Here is a 20,374-nt window from a genome sequence, read left to right as displayed (position 1 = left end):
CTCAAGCCTTTGCCGCCGGCATGATTGCCGACGGCTTCGGATCGTCATTCGCAACATAATTGCCGAGCAGCCAGAGTGAAACCTCGGCGGCTTCCGCCGGTGTGGCGAATTCGAACGTGCCGTTGTGATGCGGAGCGTCAAGGAAATCGACGGTCAGACCGCGACCGGTCCCTGAATCCTTAGCACGTGCCCTGCCCGGCTCGATCAGATGAACGGCAAAGTGGTTGCGCAGGCTCCGCATGAAGCCGGCCTTATCATCATGCAGGCGCACGAAAACCGCCTGGCCGTTGGCGGTCGCCTGCAATTGCCTAATCGCCTCCATGGGAAAAGCGCGGCCGAACTCGACAATGGCAAGACCGGTATCGTGCAAACCATCTTCCTTGTTCTGCGACGCCATGCGCGTCGCAAAGAAGGCAAAGAAAACGACGATCGCAAAGAATATGCACCAGACGATGATGCCCATGCGGCTCTCCCAGGATGCAGGCAAATGGTTCGGCGATCTTCATAGACCCCGAGGCTTGCGCGAACGTGGTCGGTTTCAGATTTTCTTGGTCATGGCGGCTCGCGCCAAGCGCATCTGCCTGCGCCATTGCGGCTGCAGGACAGGCCGCTCGAACAACTTGGCGCCCAGGGTCTGAGCACGTTTCAGCACAGGCTCTGCCAAGACGACCGGCAGGAAAGCCGGAAATACGGCTGGCGAGATATTGCCGGCAGCCCGAGCTTTCGCCAAGTGTTCGCGGCCGAGGCCGGCGAAAGCCTCGATGGCCGCAGAAATCCGTGTTGTATCCTTGCCCTCGAGGAAACTATCGCGATTGAGGCCGGTCGCCGTCAAAATCTCCAACGGCAGGTAAATCTGACCACGGCGACGGTGCAGCGGCATGAGCAACAGCAGCCCGGCAATCGCCTGCGCCACCCCGGCGTGGCCGGCGGCCTCAGCCGAGCGACGGGAATCCCCCGGCGACAGGACAAGGCTTGCAAGCTGGATCAGCGCCGACGCGGTCTCACCGGCATAGCCTTCCAAGGCGCCGCGTGTATCCATCGGATCGTCGTAGAGATCGAAAATGCGCGCGTCGATCATATCGATCAGCGTTTGACGCGGAAGCCGATGCAGTTCGATCGCGGCCAGCAGTTCGGCGGCGATGGGATTGGCCGCACTCGATCCATGCGCCTGCCCTGCGAGCAGATCGCGCCAATATTGCATGCGCACTTCGCCCGGCAACGGCTCATGGACGAGATCGCGAATGCGCGCAAGCTCGGCATTGAAGGCATAAAGTGCGGCAAGGCCCCCGCGCTTATCCTCGGGCGCCAGCAGGCAGGCGAGATAGCGATCACGGTCGGTGTCGCGAAGCGTCGCCAGGCAAAGATCCTGGTTGCTACGGGGTGCAGCTCCTGACGTCATGTCCTTGCCTGATCCTCGTCAAACGGCGATCAGCGCCGCGGCCACGGCGCGCGACTCGGACAGCATGATGTTGAACGTGCGCACCGCCGCTCCCGTGCTCATCGCATCGGAAGAAATCTGCTTGGCGCGTAGAGCCGCTTTCAGCTCCGAGGGCAACGGCCGGAGGTCCATGCCGGTCCCGACCAGCAATACTTCGATCTCGGCGGCCTCATCGAGCACCTTTTGAAAATGCGCCGGCGTCAGCGCATCCTCCAGCGTCATGTCCCAGCCATAAATGCCGGACGGCAGGCAGAGCAGCGAGCCGCGATGCGACATGTCGGCAAAGCGGAAGCCGCCATTGCCGTAAGCGTCGATCGGTGCGCGACCGGGAAAATGCGCGTTCCGTATTTCTATGCCTTTTGCCACTCTGTCACACCGCTGGTTTGCCTGATTGAACGTCGCCCCCTGTCTGTCCCTTATTTTCGCCGCCGGCCTGGAACTTATCCGGGCGCAGCTTGAAGACGATCAGGACCGGTGCCGCAATATAGATCGACGAGAAGGTGCCGACCGCGACGCCGAAGAGCAAGACGAAAGTGAAGGAGCGAATCACCTCGCCACCAAATATATATAACGCGAGAAGCGCCAGCAAAGTGGTTGCCGAGGTCAGGACCGTGCGCGACAGCGTCTGATTGATCGACGCATCGATCAGGATCGGCAATGGCATTTGCGAATAGCGTTTCAGATTCTCGCGCATGCGATCATAGACGACGACCGTGTCGTTTAGCGAATAGCCGACGATGGTCAGAAGTGCGGCAATGCCGGTCATATTGAATTCCATGCCGGTCAGCACGAAAAGGCCAAGAGTCAGGATGACGTCATGCAGTGTCGCGACGATCGCGCCGACCGCGAACTGCCATTCGAAACGCAGCCAAATATAAATGAGGATTGCCGCCAGCGCCGCCAGAACGGCGAGCGAGGCCGTCGTGCTGATCTCACCGGAGACGGCCGGGCCGACGACCTCAACACGGGAGAAATCATAGTCCTTGCCCAGCTCGTCGCGTACGAGGGACACAGCGGATTGTTCGGCATTCTCGCCACCCTGCTGTGCATGCACCCGGATCACGGCGCTCAGCCGATCGTCCAACCGATCGACCTGCACATCGCCTGGAACGATTTTTTGCAGGCGTGATTGAATATTGGCCGGATCGGCGACGCCCTGCTTGGCGCGAACCTCGATGATCGAACCGCCGGTGAAATCGATGCCGAGATGCATGCCGACCGCCGCGAAGGCAATCAGAGTTGCTATCGACAATGCTGCCGACACCGTAAACGAATAGCGTCGGATGCCCATGAAACGGATATTCGCGCCGTCGAATATTCCGCTTCGCACACCCGCCAGCAGGACTCGGGGCTTGCGATGCGAAATCCAAGCGTCGACAAGTGAACGAGTGACGAAGCAAGCGGTAAAGAAGGTGGTGAAAATGCCCGTTATCAATGTCGCAGCAAAGCCGCGAACCGCGCCGCTGCTCACATAGAAAAGAATGGCCGCAACGATGAGTAGCGTCAGATTGGCGTCTGCGACGGTGGCGGCGGCCCTGTTGAAGCCGTGGCGCAGCGCATCAACGAGGAGATGCGTCTTCTTCTCCTCTTCCCGGACGCGTTCGTAAATCAAGACGTTGGCGTCGAGCGCAATGCCGATGATGAGGACGAGGGCCGCAATTCCCGGCAGGGTCAGGGTAATGCCGAATAGCCCCATGATTGCCAGAACCATGATAATATTGATGACAAGCGCGATTGTTGCGGCGACTCCAAGCAGCCCATAAAAGCCGATCATCAGAGCGGCGACGAAGATAGCGGCGATAATGCAGGCGGTGACGCCGGAACGCATCGTCTCATTACCCAGGCCGGGCTTGATGGTCCGCTCTTCGACTGTCGTCAGCGTCGCCGGCAGCGGGCCGGATTTCAGCATGACGGCCAGATCCTGCGCGCCCTGTGCAGTGAAATCGCCGGGGATATCGATATCGCCAGTGGTAATTGCGGTCTTCAAAACGGCGGCCGAAATAACCTGATCGTCAAGCACGACCACCACGTTCTTGCCGAGATTGTCCGCGGTCGCCTGTGCGAAACGGCTGGTCGCCTCGGGCGTCAGCCTGACGGAGATATTGCCGTGATTGTTCTGGGTATTGGACACCGCAACGGCGTCGGCAAAGTCGATATTCGAGAGGAGCGGCTGCTTCTGGACCAGATAGCCGACAGGGGGGTCATCCTCGGAAAACAGGACCTCCGAACCGGCGGGCGGACGGCCGTTCATGGCGTCCTGCACCTGCATGGATTGATCGATCAGACGGAAGCTGAGCTGCGCGGGCTGGTTCAGAAGGTTCTTGAGGCGCTGTGGATCAGGAAGGCCCGGCACCTGGATGACGACACGGTCCGCCCCCCGCCGGCGAATGAGCGGCTCGCCGACGCCCAACTGGGCGATACGGTTGCGGATGACTTTGAGCGACCGTGTCATGGCTGCGGAAACGCGTTCATTGATGCCGGCATCGCTGATATCGATTGTGAGGGCGCCATTATCACCCAGCGTCAGCGTCGCTCCGGGCCTGCCATTGGCACTGGTGATCGGCTTCAGGGCATTCACCGCGGGCTGCACCTGCGCCGGATCGTTGATGTGGAGCTGGATCTTCTGGCCGGTGCCCGTCAGGCCGGAATAGCCGATATTGACCGTGCGCAGTCTGGCACTGATGTCGCCGACGACGGTCTCCAGTCGGTTTCTGACCACATCGCCACGCTCGATCTTGAGCATGATATGCGAGCCGCCCTTGAGATCGAGCCCAAATTCGACTTGCCGTTGCGCAAACCAGGCTGGAAAGGAGGAAAGCTGCTCGTCGCTAAGCAGATTGGGCGCCGCAAGGAGAACGCTCAAGAGAACGGCGAACCAAATCAGGACGGTCTTCCACCAGGAGACGTGCAGCATCGCTCTCTCGAGTTTTGGTTTTTTACTGCGCCCCAACATCCGCCGATGTGCGCAAATACGCAGTAACGCTTTGAATTTGCGCATAGTTCCTTTCGAAAGTCGAATCCGATTTTCGAAACTGCACGCTGTCGTGGCAGGACGCTTCGACCTACCCTTATCAAAACCTTACGCCGCGTCAGCTTTGACGGGTTCGCCCTTGACGCGTACTTCCGAAATTGCGCTGCGAACGACGCGGATGCGCACGCCTTCGGCGATTTCGACTTCCAGTTCCTTGTCGTCGACGACCTTGGTCACCTTGCCGACGATACCGCCGCCCGTAACGATCTGATCGCCGCGACGGATATTCTTCAAAACTTCCTCACGCTTCTTAGCCTGTGCACGCTGCGGACGGATAAGAAGGAAATACCAAACCACCATCAGCGGCACAAACAGGATGATCATTTCAAAGCCGGAACCGCCGAAGACGCCTGCGGCTGAATCTGTCGCGCTCTGCGCATATGCGTTGGTGATAAACATCGAGAACTCCCTTGAACTCCTTGCGGGAACGGGCCCCGCGTCAGGTGGCCGGAATATAGTTGCGATCATGGCGAATGCAACAAAAACAGGCGCAAACCGTACTGTTTTCCCGGCCTCTTAGCCTTTCGGCTCCGGAAGGAGCATGGTACCGGCAGCACAGGGAGCATTTTACTCCTTTCCCGACTAACGTTCTGGAGGAAAAACGGTGACCGAAGATCAAAACAAGCTGATCCTAGTGGAAGTCCGCCGCCTCGCCGACGCACTCGAACGCCTTGCCGGCCCGGCGCCGGCCGTCAACGATTGGAACGCGGCTGATTGCTTCGTCTGGGCGCCGGCTCGGCTCTACCTGCAGCCTGTTGCACGGCCAAACCGCGTGGCGCTGGCGCTGATCCGCGGCGTCGACCATGTGCGCGACATTCTCCACGAGAACACGCTGCGCTTCGCCGAAGGTTTCGCCGCCAATAACGTGCTGCTCTGGGGCGCGCGCGGCATGGGCAAGTCATCGCTCGTCAAGGCCGTGCATGAGGATGTGCGCCGCGCCACCCGGATCTCACTGAAACTGGTCGAAGTGCATCGCGAGGACATCTCCTCCTTGCCGGTCCTGCTCGATATACTGAAGGACGCGCCGCATCGCATCATTGTCTTCTGCGACGACCTCTCCTTTGATCACGACGATACAGCCTACAAGTCGCTGAAGGCGGCCCTAGACGGCGGCGTCGAGGGCCGGCCGGACAATGTGCTGTTCTACGCCACATCGAACCGCCGCCACCTGCTGCCTCGGAACATGATGGAAAACGAGCAATCGACGGCGATCAATCCTTCGGAAGCGGTCGAAGAAAAAGTATCGCTCTCCGATCGCTTCGGCCTGTGGCTCGGCTTCCACAAATGCAGTCAGGAAGACTATCTGCAGATGATCGACGGCTATGCCGATCACTTCAAGCTCCCCCTCGATCGCGCCCAGATGCACCACGAAGCGCTGGAATGGGCGACGACACGCGGCGCCCGTTCCGGGCGTGTGGCGTGGCAATATATTCAGGATCTGGCCGGGCGGCAGCGCATCGTGCTGGAACGCGATTGATCTTCGCCTGCCGAGCCATGGAACGACAAAAAGCCCGGTGGTGACCGGGCTTTTTGCAGACTCCTTGAGACGCACTACCTATTCAAGGAACGTCATTGGGTTGACCGGGGCGGAATTCTTGCGAACTTCGAAGTGAAGCTGCGGCTGCTTGACGTCGCCGCTCATGCCGGAAGTAGCGAGCGTCTGGCCGCGTTGTACCTTCTGGCCGCGCGCGACGTTCAGTGCATCTGCGTGCCCGTAGACCGTGACGGTGCCGTCGTCGTGGCGAACTAGGACGGTGTTGCCGAGTTCCTTCAGGCCGTTGCCGGCATAGATGACCACGCCGTTTTCAGCAGCTTTGATGGGCGTGCCTTGCGGAACCGAGATGTCGATACCGTCGTTGCGGCTGCCGTTGACGTTGGAGCCATAGCCAGCGATGACGGCGCCGCGAACAGGCCAGCGATATTTGCCGATGCCGGTTTCTTCCGGTGCATCAGCCGACGCGTCGGCCTTGGCAGCGGCATCGCTGACGGATTGGGTCGGTGCTGCGGCTGCGATCGCCTGCGGCTTGGCGGCGTCAGACACCGGCGCGGCGGCTAAAGTCTTGGGGGCTGCCTTTGCAGGCGGTTCGACAGCGGCGGCTTTCGACATCGCCGCGGACTTTGCGGCGGCGGCTTTGGCAGCCGGCTTTACAGTCGGTTCAGCGGCCGCCTGCTTCGGCTCCATGGCCGGCACGGCAACCGACCTGACGGAGGATTTCTGCGGCTCGATCGAGGCAGTCTTCAACGGATCGGGTCTCACCGGCTCGGCCTCGGCAATTGCACCGTGCGGCAGTTTCAGCGTCTGGCCGATACGCACGCCGCCACCCGACTGAATGTGATTTGCCTGCTTGAGCGCATCGACACTGACGCCCGCGTTCTTCGCGATCTTTGCGAGCGAGTCACCAGACTTCACGACATAGGTACCATCGCCCTTCGGATGCGGGCCTTTGCCGTTGCCCGCAGCGAGCTTGCCGGGATCCGCGAGGCCGGCCTGTGACTTGCCGCGCATCTGGCCGTTGGACGGCAGCACCACGGAATCCTGTTCCGGAGCCTTGGCCGGGCCTGGAATCTTGCCGCCCTTGGACAGGTCCGTCGCTTCCGAGGCCATCTTGGCCGGGCTGGGCGCGCCAGCTCCGTTCATAGTCGGGATGATGATCTGCTGGCCCGGCTGAGCGCTGGCGCTATTCCTCAAGCCGTTGGCACGCAGAATTTCCTTTTCCGGAACGCCGTAGCGGCGCGACAGCAGGTCGATGCTTTCGCCGGGACGCAATGTGACGCTCGGCGCGTTGACCGCCGTCCACTCGGAAGAGGTCGCCGCGGCGGGCGGCGCCTTGATCGTACCGGTCGGCATTGCGTCCGGAGCCAGAGCCGGCTCCATCCGAGACACGGAAGCCTTGCCATGCGATGCCGGGAACGGCTGGGCGAGCGCTTCCTTTTCGGCCTTTGATGCGACATGCGGGCGAACCGGCGCTGCAGAGGCCGTCGGGGCCGCGAGATCGGAGCGCTGGATCGCGACCGGCGCCGTCGACACGCGGGCACTCGAATAGGATGGATTATAGCGGGCCGGGGAATTCGGATAGGGCCGCGTAACTGGCGCGTTTTGTTGTGAATAATCCTGCTGCTGATAGCCGCCGCCCTGGGCAACGTCGGCACGCGGCACCGGATCGCCGTCGGGGCCGGTCAGGCCGCGACGATTGATCGAGCCGGTCGTCATCTGATCCGGAGAGCCCGCGAAGAGCCCGCCGAAGCGCGTCGTGTCCGAACTACAAGCTGTCGCGGTGCTCGCCAGGAGTATGGCCACCAGGACTTTCCCTGCCGATTTACCGAAGTTTGACGAAAGACTGAAACCCATGACTCGACCCACTTGAGACGCAACCGTTTATGGGTCGATTAAAGCGCGTTAATCTTACCATGCGGTTAAAGCACTGGTGTCGCATGTGTTTTTTTGAGGAATTGCTAACCATAGAACAGAAATCCCCGCGCTTGCGGGGATAGTTCAGGGATCTCAACCTAAATTAGGCCTCAAAGATAGGAGGCGAGCATCGGCACGATCGGCTGATAGGGAACGTCAAAAAGTTCCTCTCGCTCGAAACGGCTGCCGGTCTTGGTGAGACGCACCATGCGGCAGGTCGTGTCTGAAAGTATCAGGGGCGCGATCATCGATCCGCCGGAAACCAGTTGTTCGGCAAAAAACCGGGGCATGGCGGTGAAGGCCGAAGTCACTAGGATGCGATCGAAAGTGCCCTCGCCCGGCATTCCGACGCTGCCGTCAGCCTGGCGAATGATAACGTTGCGCAGGCCCAAGGCGTCCATGCGCTGCTGCGCTGCCGTCGTGAGTGTCTTATAGCGATCGACCGTCAGCACCCGCTCGGCAATACGCCCCATGACGGCGGCCGTGAAACCGCTGCCTGTTCCAACTTCCAAAACGCGGTGACCGGGCTTGATCTTCAGGCTGTGAAGAACCCGGACGACCAGATCGATGCCCTCCATGAAGGCACCGCATTCGATTGGGATTGTTCGGCTGGAATAGGCGTCATCGGCAAATTGCAGGGGCACGAAGGGAAGGCGCGGCGTCTGTTCGACAGCCGTCATCAGATCGAGGTCCAATATGCCCTCGGCCCGCAGCCGCAACACGACGGCCGCAAAGCCTTCCTTCTCGACCAAACGAGCTGTCAATCCGCTACTCCATACCCGAGCGCCCGCGCCACGCGGTCTTGCACCGAATAATCCGTCAAATCGAGTTTCAAAGGAGTTACCGAAATACGATTTTCTTTCAACGCATGGATATCGGTGCCCGGACGAAATATGCCGCTGCGTTCGCCGAAGCGCAGCCAATAATAGGGAAAGCCGCGTCCATCGGCCCGTTCCTCGACCTGCAGATTGAAAGCCAGATTGCCCTGCGACGTGACTTCGATGCCGGAAACTTGGTCCGGTCGACAGTTCGGGAAGTTCAGGTTGAGGAAAGTGCCGTCGGGAAAATCGATATCGATGAGCTTGCCGAGGAGTGCGGGTGCATGCGCCTCGACCACCTCCCAGGGCACGACTCGCGTTCCATTCTCATGCAGATAAGCTTGGCTCAGCGCAAAGGACCGCACGCCCTGCAATGTTCCTTCGATCGCGCCTGCGATCGTGCCCGAATAGGTGACATCATCAGCAACATTGGAGCCAGAGTTGACCCCCGAGAGTATCAGGTCCGGCTTGATGTCCATGACCTGGCGGATGCCCATGATGACGCAATCGGTCGGCGTGCCGCGTAGCGCATATTGCTTCTCGGAGACCCTGCGCAGACGCAATGGTTCGGAAAGGCTCAGTGAATGGGCAAGGCCACTCTGGTCGGTTTCCGGAGCAACGATCCAGACATCATCAGACATGGTGCGGGCGATGCGCTCCAACACGGCCAGCCCTTCAGCATGAATGCCGTCGTCATTGGTCAGAAGTATCCGCATTGCCCCACCGCTCAAAAAACATGATCCCGAAAAGTGTGAATCGGTTTTCGGAACCATGTGACATCAAGTCATGCTGCCCGCTCGATCCTCTTCAGACCACCCATATATGGCAGCAGTGCGTCCGGAACAGTAACCGAGCCGTCTTCGTTCAGATAATTCTCGACAACAGCGATCAGGCAGCGGCCGACCGCGGTGCCTGAGCCGTTCAGCGTGTGAACGAATTTCGTCGCCTTGTCGTCCTTGCCGCGGTAGCGCGCATTCATGCGTCGCGCCTGAAAATCGCCGCAGACCGAGCAGGAAGAGATTTCACGATAGGTATCCTGCCCCGGTAGCCAGACTTCGAGATCATAGGTCTTGCGGGCTCCGAAGCCCATGTCGCCGGTCGATAGCGTCATGACGCGGTAATGGAGGCCAAGACGCTTCAGTACTTCCTCGGCACAGGCGGTCATGCGCTCGTGCTCGGCGATCGAGCTTTCGGCGTCGGTGATGGACACGAGCTCGCATTTCCAGAACTGGTGCTGGCGCAGCATACCACGCGTATCGCGACCGGCCGAACCCGCTTCCGAACGGAAAGACGGCGTCAGCGCCGTGAAACGCAGCGGCAACTTCTCCTGATCGAGGATTTCGCCGGAGACGAGGTTGGTCAACGTCACTTCTGCTGTCGGGATCAACCAACGGCCATCCGTGGTCTTGAACAGGTCTTCGGCGAATTTCGGCAATTGGCCGGTGCCGAACATAGCCTCGTCGCGCACCATCAGCGGAGAGCTGACTTCGGTATAGCCGTGCTCACCCGTGTGAAGATCCAGCATGAACTGACCAAGCGCCCTTTCCAGGCGCGCCAGTTGCGAGGTCAGCACCGTGAAACGCGAGCCAGAGAGCTTGGCGGCGCGCTCGAAATCCATGTAGCCCAGCGCTTCGCCGATCTCGAAGTGCTCCTTGGGCTTATGGTTCCAGGTTGGCTTGGCGCCCCAGGCATGCTTGACGACATTGTCGTGTTCATCCTTGCCAACCGGCACGTCATCCAGCGGGATATTGGGAATGCGCGACAATGCGTCGTTGAGTTCGGCCGTCAGCACGCGCTCTTCTTCTTCCGCTGCCGGTAGCGACGTCTTGATCTCGGCGACTTCGGCCTTCAGCTTCTCGGCAAGCTCGGTATTCTTCTGTGCCATGGCGGCGCCGATTTCCTTCGATGCGGCGTTGCGGCGCGACTGCATATCCTGGACGGACTGGATGACGGAGCGACGCTTCTCGTCGAGCGCAATGAGGGTTTGCGACAAAGGCTCCGCGCCACGCTTGGCAAGCGCTACATCCAAAGCCTCGGCATTCTCACGAATCCATCTGATATCAAGCATCGTCGTTCCAGGTCGTTGCACATGAGCGTAGCTCCGACCGAGATTTCGGTCGGAGATCGAACCGGCAAAACTCTATGAAAAGACGATCCCAACCTGTCGCTTAGACACTATCAGTCTTGGCGACGTCCGAAGTCTCGCCACTCTCCTCGAGCGCTTGCCGGGCACGCTGGCGTTCCACGAGTCGCGCCGCGTAGATGGAAATCTCGTAGAGAAGGATCGTCGGCAGTGCAAGGCCGATCTGGGACATCGGATCCGGCGGCGTCAGCACGGCGGCGACGATGAAGGCGAAGACGATTGCGAACTTGCGCTTTTCCGCCAGCCATTGCGAGGTCAGCAGTCCGACGCGGGCGAGCAGCGTTGTAATGACCGGCAATTGGAAAACGAGGCCGAAGGAAAAGACCAGCGTCATGATCAGGCTCAGATATTCCGAGACCTTCGGCAGCAGGGCGATCCCCACCTGCCCGTCAGCCGGCGACTGCTGCATCTTCAGGAAGAACCACATGACCATCGGGCAGAAGAAGAAGTAGACGAGCGCAGCACCCATCAAAAACAAGACCGGCGATGCGATCAGGAACGGCAGGAAAGCGGCGCGCTCGTTCTTGTAGAGGCCCGGCGCCACGAATTTGTAGATCTGTGCGGCAATGATCGGGAAGGCGATGACCAGTGCGCCAAACATTGCGACCTTCACCTGCGTGAAGAAAAACTCCTGCGGCGCGGTGTATATCAGTTCGGCCTTGGCGATATCGAGATGGGCCCAAACGACAGCCCATTTGTACGGATAGACCAGATAGTTGAAGAGATGCTTGGCAAAGGCGAAGCAGCCGATGAAGGCAACGAAAAATGCCACCAGCGACCAAATCAGCCGCGTGCGCAATTCCATGAGGTGTTCGATAAGCGGCTGCGGCTTATCGTCAATATCACCCGTCATGCCTGGTCCTTCTTGTTAGGCGTGGGTTTGCTGGCTGTTGCGCGCTTTCTTGGCGCAGCGGTGGGAGCATCCGTCGCGGTGGTTGCAGCCTTGCGGGGCGCGCGCTTCGGCTTCTCCGCGACAACCGATGTGTCGACCACAGCAGCAGCAACAACTTCATCCGTCTTGGCCGGCGTTTTCGCCCGTGGCTTGCGGACGGTTTTCGGCTTTGCGGGCGTCTCTTCGGAAATGACGGCCGGCGGAGCCGGGGTCACCGGCGAAGGGGAAACAATCGGCGCGGTCGCATCTGCAGCAGGAACAATCGGAGGCGTCTCCGGCAGCCCCATGGACGGTTCGGAAACCTGGACAGCCGGCGTGGAGGTGGCAACCTCGGGCTTATCCACCGTCGACGATCGCTGCAGATCGGCCTTGATCTCGTTGCCCATCTGGCGCAACGGGTTCATCGCCTCTCGCAACGAATTGACCGGATTGAGTTTCTGCGCATCGGAGATCGTCTGGCGCACATCGTCGAGCTCCGCCTCACGCATGGCCTCATCGAATTGCGCGCGGAATTCGCCGGCCACTTTTCGGGCCCGCGCCGTCATCTTACCGATCGTCCGCAAAGTCGACGGCAGTTCCTTAGGGCCAATGACCACGAGCGCCACGATAGCGATAATCAGCAGCTCAGACCAGCCTACATCGAACATCAAAAGGCTCCTGGGCCGACAGCAAGCCTCTCAGCTCCTGACGCACCCGACATGATTATTTCGTTTCGTCGGCCTTGTGTTCGACCGTACGGGACGCTGTCGTCTGAGACGGCGTATCTTCGTCGTCATTCATGCCTTTTTTGAAGCTCTTGATGCCCTTGGCAACATCACCCATCAGCTCCGGGATCTTTCCACGACCGAACAACAACAGGGCGATGGCCAGAACGATCAGCCAATGCCATATGCTTAGAGAACCCATTGCGATAACTCCCAATTTCAACGTCTTCCCGATGTAAGACGTTTACAGATGTTTTTCAAACACCAAAATGTACTCCAGCGACGCAGATGGGGATAGCGAACGCTAAAGCAACGGCCGAACATCTCCAACTAAGGAGAATGATTTTCATATTCGCATCCGCTAATGGCAAAACCGAGACTTGGCGCCAATCCTTGGAAAAAAGCTTCATCGCAGCCGATCGGCCTAAGATGCGGTGATGGCGCCGATTTTGGCTCAGTCGTCCGAAGCGCCGCCCGGCGCCAGAAGGCCGAGTTCCTCCAAATCCAATTGCGTGATCGGATCTTCATCCTCGGTCAATTCGTCGCTCATCAAAGGCGACGGAATGTTGAAATTAGAAGGGATACGGCCCGAGAGCAGCCCCGCTCCCTTCAATTCTTCGAGACCGGGGAGATCGCGCAACTCTTCCAGCCCGAAATGATCGAGGAAATCCCGCGTGGTACCCAGCGTCACCGGCCGGCCGGGCGTGCGTCGACGGCCGCGAAAACGAACCCAGCCGGATTCCATCAATACGTCGAGCGTCCCCTTCGACGTCTGCACGCCTCTGATGTCCTCGATCTCGGCGCGCGTCACCGGCTGGTGATAGGCAATGATGGCCAGGACTTCGAGCGCGGCGCGCGACAGTTTCCGAACCTCGTTGTCATCGCGGCGGATCACAAAGGAAAGATCAGCGGCCGTGCGAAAGGCCCAGGCGCCGTCGACCTGTATCAGATTGACACCGCGCGCCGCATAGTCGGCCTTCAGGCGCTGCATAATAGAGCTGACATCGATGCCGCGTGGGATGCGATCGGCAATAAAACCTTCGGAAACCGGCAGAGCGGAGGCAAAGACCAGAGCTTCCGCAATGCGCTCGGCTTCGCGGACAAGGCGCCCACCAACGTCAGACTCTGTCGAGGCAGCCGCGTCGTCGTCCATGCGCTGATCGTTGTCCGGGCCCGTCACGCTCGCTCCTGCTCTATTCCGCTGCCTCAAGTTCTATATGGTTCGGCCCGCGGCGCATATAGAGCGGCTGAAAAGCGCCCTCTTGGCGAATCTCCAGCTTGCCTTCGCGCACCAGCTCCAACGAGGCGGCGAAGGCGCTGGCGATGGCGGTCACACGCTCACCCGCATTGGTCATATAGTCCATCAGATAGTGTTCCAAGGCTGTCCAATCGGTGATCTCGCCGATCATCCTACTGAGAATCGTACGCGCATCGACCAGCGACCAGACCCGACGGCGCTCGATTGTCACCTGCGTGATCGCCTGACGCTGACGCAAGCTCGCATAAGCAGTCAGAAGATCGTAGAGGCTGGCGTCATAGGCCGACTGGCGCCGGTCGGGAATATGTTCCGGTGCTCCGCGGGCAAATACGTCGCGGCCGAGGCGATTGCGGTTGACGAGATCTGTCGCCGCGTCACGCATGGCTTCGAGGCGCTTCAGGCGGAAGGCGAGCGTCGCGGCCATTTCCTCGCCGGTCGGGCCATCTTCCTTGCTCTGCTGCGGAATGAGCAGTTTCGATTTAAGATAGGCGAGCCAGGCGGCCATGACGAGATAATCGGCGGCAAGCTCGATGCGGATGCGTCGGGCGCGCTCAATGAACTGCAAATATTGCTCGGCGAGCGACAGCACAGAGATGCGCGACAGATCGACCTTCTGGTTGCGGGCGAGATGCAGCAAAAGGTCAAGCGGGCCTTCGAAGCCGGCGATGTCGACGACAAGCGCCGGTTCATCTTTGCCGCGCTCGGCGCCATTGTCCTGCCAGAGCTTGTCCATCGGCGTCTCCGCCTGCAGATTCTTCTCCGTGCCGTCCACCATGTTCACCCCTCAGATCCCTGAAGCTCGGTCCTACGCCACCGCAAGCATCGCATCGAATTCAGCGCGGATCGAAGCCTCATCGGCGTCATCGTTGTGGCCGAAAGCCGCCTCGACCGTTTTCGCACGCGCTAGCGCGGCACCGGTCAACGCCGGAACGTTGCGCGCCACCTGCTGCATCTCATCCATGACGCCGTTGCAGTGCAGCACGATATCGCAACCGCCCGCAACAATATTCGCCGCCCGCTCGCCGATCGTGCCGGCGAGCGCGTTCATCGAGGTATCGTCAGAGAGCAGCAGACCCTGGAAGCCGATATGGCCACGAATGATCTCGTCGATGACCTTGCGCGACGTCGTCGCCGGATTGGCGGGGTCGATGTCGGTAAATACGACGTGGCAGGTCATTGCCATAAGCTCATCCTTCAGCGCCACAAAGGGCGGAAAGTCATGCGCTTCCAGCTCCGCGCGCGGAACCGTGACAACCGGCAATTCGTGATGCGAATCGGCAAAACCGCGGCCGTGGCCGGGCATATGCTTCATCACCGGCAGGACGCCGCCCGCTTTGAGGCCCTCGGCAGCCGCGCGTCCCATCTCCGTTACCGCTGTTGGATCGCCACCATAGGCGCGGTTGCCGATGACGTTGCTAGAACCTTCGATTGGCACGTCGAGCACCGGCAGGCAATCGACGTTGATGCCGAATTTCAGGAGATCGAAAGCGTGCAGCCGCGACATCAGCCAGGCGGCGCGCGTGCCCTGTTCACGGTTTTTGCGATAAAGATCGCCCAGTGACTGGCCGGACGGATAATGCGGCAGGATCGGTGGACGGATGCGCTGCACCCTGCCCCCTTCCTGGTCGATCAATACCGGCGCATCGCGACCAACGCTGTCGCGCAGCGAAGCGACGAGATCGGCTATCTGCGCAGGCTCGGAAATATTGCGCCCAAAGAGGATAAAGCCCCATGGCTGTTCCGACTGATAGAAGGAACGCTCTTGGCGCGTGATGGAATGGCCGCTACAGCCGAGGATCATGGATTTTGATTCGGTCATGTTCGAATCATAAAGGCCGCATCGCGAAATGCGAATAACCTCGAACCCGGATACACAAAAGAAAACGGCGAGCCTCAGCCCGCCGTTTTTAACATCGTAGGGCTTTGATCTCTTATTTGGAGATCAGGCAGGTGCCGCCTGCTGCGCGGTAACGCTGGCAGATGTCGGCGGCTTCGTCCTTGGAGCCGGCGACAACGCGGACGCGATAGTAGGTGCCCTTGCCGGCGATGTCGGCCTTGCGAATTTCGAGCGGGTGACCACCAATGACGCTCGCGAACTTCGCCTTCAAATTAGCCTGCGACTTCTGCGCCTCGGCCTCGGAAGGCAGCGACGCGATCTGCACGCCGTAAAACCCGCCCGCGCTTGCCGATGCCGCTGGAGCAGCCTGGGCCGCGGCGGGGCTTGCCGACGCAACCTGCTGCGCCTTCGGCTGGGCCTGAACCGCACGGGCAGCAGCGGCATCATTCGACGCAGGGGCGACAGCGGGCCTTGCTGGCTGCTGCACAGGGCGCGACGTCGGAACAGGGGTCGCTTTCACGACGCGGATCGGCGTGCTTTCGGCGCTGGCAGCGTCACTATCGGCGGGTTGAGCAGCAGCCGGTTGCGAGGCTTGGGCATTTGCCGTCGATGGGCGAAGGTCGGCAGAGGCAACTTGGCTATCAGCCGGTGGTTTCGCTGCAGGGGCCTTCGGCGTCGATGCCGGGGATGCTGCAGTCGTAGTGTTGTCGACAGCCGGCTCTTCGCGAGCGACCAGTGAGCCGTCCGGCTTGACGATCATCGTGCGCACCTTGCGCGGCGACACCGATGGAATCTGGGCATCATCGTTGGCAGCCGAATTCGCATTGTTGCCGTTCTGGTTCGGCAGCAGCCGTGGATCCTCAGTTTCACCAACCGGGGTTGGCGTGACTTGATCATCGCTGCCGTCGTCGGGGGATACGGCTTCCGGGATTAAGGTTTTCTGTACGACATCCACCGGCTGCTCGTTGGAGGAAACCAGTTGCTTCTGCTTCGGTGCAGCGGTGCTGTCGCCAGCTACTCGGTCGTAGACGGCCTTGTCCTGATTCGGAACAACCGTACCGCCCGGATTTTCCGGAGCCACCTTGACCGGATCAGCATCGGCCGTGATGACGCGCGGCTCGCCGGAGAAGCTCGAAATCGGCGAACCATGACGAACCCAACCGTAGATGCCATAGGCTCCGAGACCCAGAACAGCGATGACGGCAGCGGCGGTCGCCATGCCACGGAACGAACGCGCGGGCCGGCGACCGGTTACGGTCGGGTTCAGCGTCATGCGGGCGACATTCTCGACCGGATTGGATGCCTCACGGTAGCTGCGGCGGAAGTCCTCTTCCAACGCCCGCTCGAACTCGTCGAATTCGTCGGCAGGCTGTTTGGCTGCCACCGCGGCCGGCTTTGCCGCAGCATTCTTGGACCAGGATGCGGCCATGGCGGCGCCGCCGAGGGCGGCTGCGGCGGCCGCCTTGATCGGCTCGGGAGCCGTTTCCTTTGGCGTGCCGAACAGGCTCGCCATTTCCGAGTCGATGTCAAAATCATATTCCGGCGGAACCACGATCGGCTGTTCCGGCTCGATGGGCGGCAGACTTGGAACATGCGAGCCTTCGAAATTCTCGACGCGATCTTCCGTGTCGGAGATTTCGGCAGGATCGAAAGGCAATGCCTGATCGGCATCAAAAACCGGCGCAGCCTTGCGCGCTGCCGGTGCCGCGGCAGTTACGGGCGGCTGAACCGGACGATGAGGAGCCAGCTCTGGACGCGGAGCCTGTCTGACTTCAAGAGCAGCGGCCATCGGGGCTGCGGCGATCGGAGCAGCCGGAGGCTGCGCTACCGGCGTCGCCCGAGAAACGATCGGAGATGTTTGCGGCGCGGCCATCGGAGCGGGCGCTTGCGGCGTGATCGGAGCAGGCTTGCTCGTTTCGGCGAAATCGAGCTCGGCAAGTTCCATTTCGATATCTGCAAGATCGAACTCGAAGTCCTGGCCGGCGAAGGGATCCTCGGCTTCCAGAACAATCGGCTTCGGCTCCTCGCGGTACGGAGCCTTCGCCGTAACAGGAGTAGCTGTAACAGCAGCAGGAGCGCTGACATTCGGCGCAGACGGCGGCGTCAACGGCTGAGACCCGAAAATATCGAAGTCCGGCTCTACCTTGGCGTCTGGCACGACGCCTCTGACAGGAACGGGATAGCGGTCGACATCGGCCAGTAGATCATCGATCTCGGCGGAAAGGGCCGCAGTATCCAGACGGGCCGGCTCTATCGGCTCCGGCGCTCTGGCGATCGGCGCTGCTGGCGGAGCAATAATAGGCTGGGGCTGAGATGGTTGTGGCCGCGGCGCGTCCGGCATCATCGGCAAATTGAAATCGGGCGCCGTTTCGATGGGCGGCTCGGCCTGAACAACGTGCGGGGCGACCGGAGCCTGAGCCGCAGGCGTTGCCTGTTCGCGCACTGGCGGCGGCGTATTCACAGTGAAATTGGCAAGCGGCAACCTGACGGTGGCGGCAGCAGACTGCGGCATCGGCGTCACGATGGGCTTCGGAGCAGGAGCATCCGCCTGCGGCGCAGGGACAGGCTGCGGAGCCCGCACCGGCTGCAAGCTGGGCGCGATCGACATTTCGAGTTCGTCGATCAGATCGCGCGCACCGGCAGCCTGCCTCACTGAGGGCACCGGTTGCGGCAACCCTTCAAACCGAGGTTCGGCGCGCGTCTGTTCGACCGGAGGCGAGAGCTGGGCTTCGCCGGCAAAAGGCTGATCTTCCGGCGAGACCGGAATGTCATCAGCAGGACTCAAACGTGGCGCATCATAGCGCTCGAATTCCCGTAAGAGCTCGTCTTCAAGATCGAAGGCCGGCTCTTGCCGTGGAGCGGGCGCCGCCTGGGCGGCGGGCCGCGGCTCGAAACCGACGATGCGGGCGAGTTCGGCAAGCGGATCATCATCCGCAAAGAACTCGTCGTTTCCGCTTGCGCGATACGCCAATTGTTTTTCTGCCATCACCCAATCCACTCGCAAACGCTACAGTTAATTGCCAGTGCAATGTGGGCAAATGGTGACGTTTATCGCATTTCGTCTGGTGCAGCGGTCCCGGTTATACCAAGGCCCGACTTCAAAACCGACGCGACAGCGTACACCAGCCCAAGTCTGGCAATGCTTAATTCTCGGTTCTTATCGTTAACAAATCGTAATTCAGGTAAATCTTTACCTTTATTCCAATGTCCATGGAAGGAACTTGCCAAATCGTAGAGATAAAATGCTATGCGGTGAGGCTCCTGCGACTGGGCTGCAGCCTCGACGATTCGCGGGAATTCCGCAATCTTTGCGATGAGCTGTAATTCGGCCGGATCAGAGATCGCACCGACGACCGCATTCGCCAGATCCAGCGAGGCAATATCGAGATCCGGGAAGGCTTCCTTGGCCTGGCGAAAAACCGACATGCAGCGCGCATGCGCATATTGCACGTAGAAGACCGGGTTGTCCTTGGACTGTTCAGTCACCTTGGCGAAATCGAAGTCCAGCGGTTCGGAACTCTTCCGGTAAAGCATCATGAATCGCACGGAATCGCGGCCCACTTCGTCGACCACGTCACGCAGCGTGACGAAGTCGCCCGAGCGCTTCGACATCTTCACCGGCTCACCATTGCGAAACAGCTTGACCAACTGGCACAGCAGCACCGTCAGCTTCGCCTGGCCATCCGATATGCTGCGCGCCACAGCTTCCAGCCGCTTGACGTAGCCACCATGGTCGGCGCCGAGAATATAGATCATCTCGTTGAAGCCGCGGTCGAACTTATTCTTGAAGTAGGCAACGTCGGCCGCGAAATAAGTATAGGATCCGTCGGACTTAATCAGCGGACGGTCGATATCGTCGCCCACTTCGGTCGAACGGAACAAGGTCTGCTCGCGATCTTCCCAATCTTCCGGCAACTGGCCCTTCGGCGGCGGCAGAGCGCCCTTGTAGACATATCCCTTGAAGGTCAGGTCGTTGATGGCGGTGCGGATCAGGGCCGCGCCGTTGGCATGCAGCGTCCGTTCCGAGAAGAAGATGTCATGATGGACGTTCAACGCATCCAGATCCGCACGAATCATTGCCATCATCGCGTCGATGGCACGTTCCTTGATGATCGGCAGCCACTGATCTTCCGGCATGCCGCGCAGCTTGGTGCCGAATTCTCTCGCCAACGCCTCGCCGACCGGAACGAGATAATCGCCGGGATAGAGACCGGCGGGAATGTCGCCGACCTGCTCGCCGAGTGCCTCGCGGTAACGGAGGAAAACCGACCGCGCCAGCACATCGATCTGCGAGCCGGCGTCGTTGATATAATACTCCTTGGTAACGTCGTAGCCGGCGAAGCCGAGCAGGTTCGCCAGCGCATCGCCGACGACGGCGCCGCGGCAATGGCCGACATGCATCGGCCCCGTCGGATTGGCGGAAACATATTCAACGTTGACCTTCTGGCCCGCGCCGAGCGTCGAGCGGCCGAATTTTTCGCCTTCCGAGATCATCATCGCCAGTAGGCGCTGCCAATAGCCGACTGAAAGACGAATATTGATGAAACCGGGGCCGGCCACCGAAACCTCGGCAACATCAGCATCTTCGCGCAATTTGGCGATGATGATCTCAGCGAGCGCACGCGGGTTCGTGCCGAGCGGCTTGGACAGCACCATGGCGGCATTGGTGGCGACATCGCCATGGCTGGCGTCTCTCGGCGGCTCCACGCCTATACGGCCGAAGTCGAGTTCAGATCGCTTTTCCTTCACAATATCAATTTGCTCAAGGGCGTTCTTAATTCTGACTTCGAAATCGGTGAAAAGATTCATCATATTATCCACGCATAGCTCGGCCGGGCCCTGTC

The 20,374-nt window shown here is 60.3% G+C and carries 18 protein-coding genes; 1 reads left to right on the top strand and 17 read right to left on the bottom strand.

Translation table 11 applies throughout. From position 1 onward, the window contains the following. Position 1: 1 nt before the first annotated feature. The 5 genes from PY650_RS13435 to yajC all read right to left on the bottom strand — a co-directional run bounded on the left by PY650_RS13435 (position 2) and on the right by yajC (position 4,868). Complete coding sequence (locus tag PY650_RS13435) at positions 2 to 463, bottom strand: hypothetical protein (protein WP_285879768.1); 462 nt, start codon at positions 461 to 463, stop codon at positions 2 to 4. 75 nt (positions 464 to 538) lie between these two features. Then, on the bottom strand, positions 539 to 1,399 hold the full coding sequence (locus PY650_RS13430) for a phytoene/squalene synthase family protein (RefSeq protein ID WP_285879765.1): 861 nt from the start codon (positions 1,397 to 1,399) through the stop codon (positions 539 to 541). 18 nt (positions 1,400 to 1,417) lie between these two features. Continuing rightward, positions 1,418 to 1,804, bottom strand: coding sequence for an Mth938-like domain-containing protein (locus PY650_RS13425; RefSeq protein WP_285879763.1), 387 nt, complete (start codon positions 1,802 to 1,804; stop codon positions 1,418 to 1,420). Positions 1,805 to 1,808: 4 nt separating this feature from the next. After that, positions 1,809 to 4,352, bottom strand: coding sequence for a protein translocase subunit SecDF (secDF, locus tag PY650_RS13420; protein WP_285879761.1), 2,544 nt, complete (start codon positions 4,350 to 4,352; stop codon positions 1,809 to 1,811). 165 nt (positions 4,353 to 4,517) lie between these two features. Further along, entirely contained in the window at positions 4,518 to 4,868 is a 351-nt protein-coding gene (yajC, locus tag PY650_RS13415) for a preprotein translocase subunit YajC (RefSeq protein ID WP_285867360.1), read from the bottom strand. 205 nt (positions 4,869 to 5,073) lie between these two features. Here yajC and PY650_RS13410 point away from each other — a divergent pair, with 205 nt between their 5' ends. Beyond that, complete coding sequence (locus tag PY650_RS13410; protein ID WP_285879758.1) at positions 5,074 to 5,946, top strand: ATP-binding protein; 873 nt, start codon at positions 5,074 to 5,076, stop codon at positions 5,944 to 5,946. Between the two features lie 78 nt (positions 5,947 to 6,024). Here PY650_RS13410 and PY650_RS13405 read toward each other — a convergent pair whose 3' ends face one another. From PY650_RS13405 to argS, 12 genes are all read right to left on the bottom strand, one after another. Beyond that, entirely contained in the window at positions 6,025 to 7,818 is a 1,794-nt protein-coding gene (locus PY650_RS13405; protein ID WP_285879756.1) for a peptidoglycan DD-metalloendopeptidase family protein, read from the bottom strand. Positions 7,819 to 7,988: 170 nt separating this feature from the next. Then, positions 7,989 to 8,642 (bottom strand): protein-L-isoaspartate(D-aspartate) O-methyltransferase, encoded by a 654-nt coding sequence (locus PY650_RS13400; protein WP_285879755.1) that lies wholly within the window; start codon positions 8,640 to 8,642, stop codon positions 7,989 to 7,991. Further along, positions 8,639 to 9,412, bottom strand: coding sequence for a 5'/3'-nucleotidase SurE (gene surE, locus PY650_RS13395; RefSeq protein ID WP_285879753.1), 774 nt, complete (start codon positions 9,410 to 9,412; stop codon positions 8,639 to 8,641). Before surE ends, PY650_RS13400 begins: the two co-directional genes overlap by 4 nt. Positions 9,413 to 9,480: 68 nt before the next feature. Beyond that, the gene (serS, locus tag PY650_RS13390; protein WP_285879751.1) at positions 9,481 to 10,764 is read right to left on the bottom strand and encodes a serine--tRNA ligase; all 1,284 of its coding nucleotides are present in this window, start codon (positions 10,762 to 10,764) and stop codon (positions 9,481 to 9,483) included. Positions 10,765 to 10,864: 100 nt separating this feature from the next. After that, on the bottom strand, positions 10,865 to 11,692 hold the full coding sequence (gene tatC / locus PY650_RS13385) for a twin-arginine translocase subunit TatC (protein ID WP_285879750.1): 828 nt from the start codon (positions 11,690 to 11,692) through the stop codon (positions 10,865 to 10,867). Further along, positions 11,689 to 12,378: a Sec-independent protein translocase protein TatB gene (tatB, locus tag PY650_RS13380; RefSeq protein WP_285879749.1), complete on the bottom strand. Its 690-nt coding sequence runs from the start codon at positions 12,376 to 12,378 to the stop codon at positions 11,689 to 11,691. Before tatB ends, tatC begins: the two co-directional genes overlap by 4 nt. A 55-nt stretch (positions 12,379 to 12,433) precedes the next feature. Then, positions 12,434 to 12,637 carry a twin-arginine translocase TatA/TatE family subunit gene (locus PY650_RS13375; RefSeq protein ID WP_285879746.1) on the bottom strand — a complete coding sequence of 68 codons (204 nt, stop codon included), beginning with the start codon at positions 12,635 to 12,637 and terminating at the stop codon, positions 12,434 to 12,436. 252 nt (positions 12,638 to 12,889) lie between these two features. Then, positions 12,890 to 13,588 carry an SMC-Scp complex subunit ScpB gene (gene scpB / locus PY650_RS13370; RefSeq protein ID WP_285879780.1) on the bottom strand — a complete coding sequence of 233 codons (699 nt, stop codon included), beginning with the start codon at positions 13,586 to 13,588 and terminating at the stop codon, positions 12,890 to 12,892. Between the two features lie 40 nt (positions 13,589 to 13,628). Further along, positions 13,629 to 14,474 carry a segregation and condensation protein A gene (locus PY650_RS13365; RefSeq protein ID WP_285879745.1) on the bottom strand — a complete coding sequence of 282 codons (846 nt, stop codon included), beginning with the start codon at positions 14,472 to 14,474 and terminating at the stop codon, positions 13,629 to 13,631. 24 nt (positions 14,475 to 14,498) lie between these two features. Next, entirely contained in the window at positions 14,499 to 15,512 is a 1,014-nt protein-coding gene (gene nagZ / locus PY650_RS13360; RefSeq protein ID WP_285879743.1) for a beta-N-acetylhexosaminidase, read from the bottom strand. A gap of 112 nt (positions 15,513 to 15,624) precedes the next feature. Beyond that, the gene (locus PY650_RS13355; RefSeq protein ID WP_285879741.1) at positions 15,625 to 18,516 is read right to left on the bottom strand and encodes an SPOR domain-containing protein; all 2,892 of its coding nucleotides are present in this window, start codon (positions 18,514 to 18,516) and stop codon (positions 15,625 to 15,627) included. Between the two features lie 62 nt (positions 18,517 to 18,578). Beyond that, on the bottom strand, positions 18,579 to 20,339 hold the full coding sequence (argS, locus tag PY650_RS13350; protein WP_285879740.1) for an arginine--tRNA ligase: 1,761 nt from the start codon (positions 20,337 to 20,339) through the stop codon (positions 18,579 to 18,581). Positions 20,340 to 20,374: the final 35 nt, after the last annotated feature.

Origin of the sequence: Martinezella calliandrae, from assembly GCF_030272695.1 — a bacterium.
GTDB classification, from domain to species: Bacteria; Pseudomonadota; Alphaproteobacteria; order Rhizobiales; family Rhizobiaceae; genus Rhizobium; species Rhizobium calliandrae.
Note: the sequence above shows the minus strand (reverse complement) of the source record. Positions and strands in the feature narration are given on the sequence as shown.

Bases quoted from the DNA above. Each gene is read 5' to 3' on its own strand.
- PY650_RS13435 (WP_285879768.1), bottom strand. From the start codon at position 463: ATGGGCATCATCGTCTGGTGCATATTCTTTGCGATCGTCGTTTTCTTT.
- argS (WP_285879740.1), bottom strand. From the start codon at position 20,339: ATGAATCTTTTCACCGATTTCGAAGTCAGAATTAAGAACGCCCTTGAG.
- PY650_RS13375 (WP_285879746.1), bottom strand. From the start codon at position 12,637: ATGGGTTCTCTAAGCATATGGCATTGGCTGATCGTTCTGGCCATCGCC.
- tatC (WP_285879750.1), bottom strand. From the start codon at position 11,692: ATGACGGGTGATATTGACGATAAGCCGCAGCCGCTTATCGAACACCTC.
- secDF (WP_285879761.1), bottom strand. From the start codon at position 4,352: ATGCTGCACGTCTCCTGGTGGAAGACCGTCCTGATTTGGTTCGCCGTT.
- nagZ (WP_285879743.1), bottom strand. From the start codon at position 15,512: ATGACCGAATCAAAATCCATGATCCTCGGCTGTAGCGGCCATTCCATC.
- serS (WP_285879751.1), bottom strand. From the start codon at position 10,764: ATGCTTGATATCAGATGGATTCGTGAGAATGCCGAGGCTTTGGATGTA.
- PY650_RS13405 (WP_285879756.1), bottom strand. From the start codon at position 7,818: ATGGGTTTCAGTCTTTCGTCAAACTTCGGTAAATCGGCAGGGAAAGTC.
- PY650_RS13430 (WP_285879765.1), bottom strand. From the start codon at position 1,399: ATGACGTCAGGAGCTGCACCCCGTAGCAACCAGGATCTTTGCCTGGCG.
- surE (WP_285879753.1), bottom strand. From the start codon at position 9,412: ATGCGGATACTTCTGACCAATGACGACGGCATTCATGCTGAAGGGCTG.
- scpB (WP_285879780.1), bottom strand. From the start codon at position 13,588: ATGGACGACGACGCGGCTGCCTCGACAGAGTCTGACGTTGGTGGGCGC.
- tatB (WP_285879749.1), bottom strand. From the start codon at position 12,378: ATGTTCGATGTAGGCTGGTCTGAGCTGCTGATTATCGCTATCGTGGCG.
- PY650_RS13355 (WP_285879741.1), bottom strand. From the start codon at position 18,516: ATGGCAGAAAAACAATTGGCGTATCGCGCAAGCGGAAACGACGAGTTC.
- yajC (WP_285867360.1), bottom strand. From the start codon at position 4,868: ATGTTTATCACCAACGCATATGCGCAGAGCGCGACAGATTCAGCCGCA.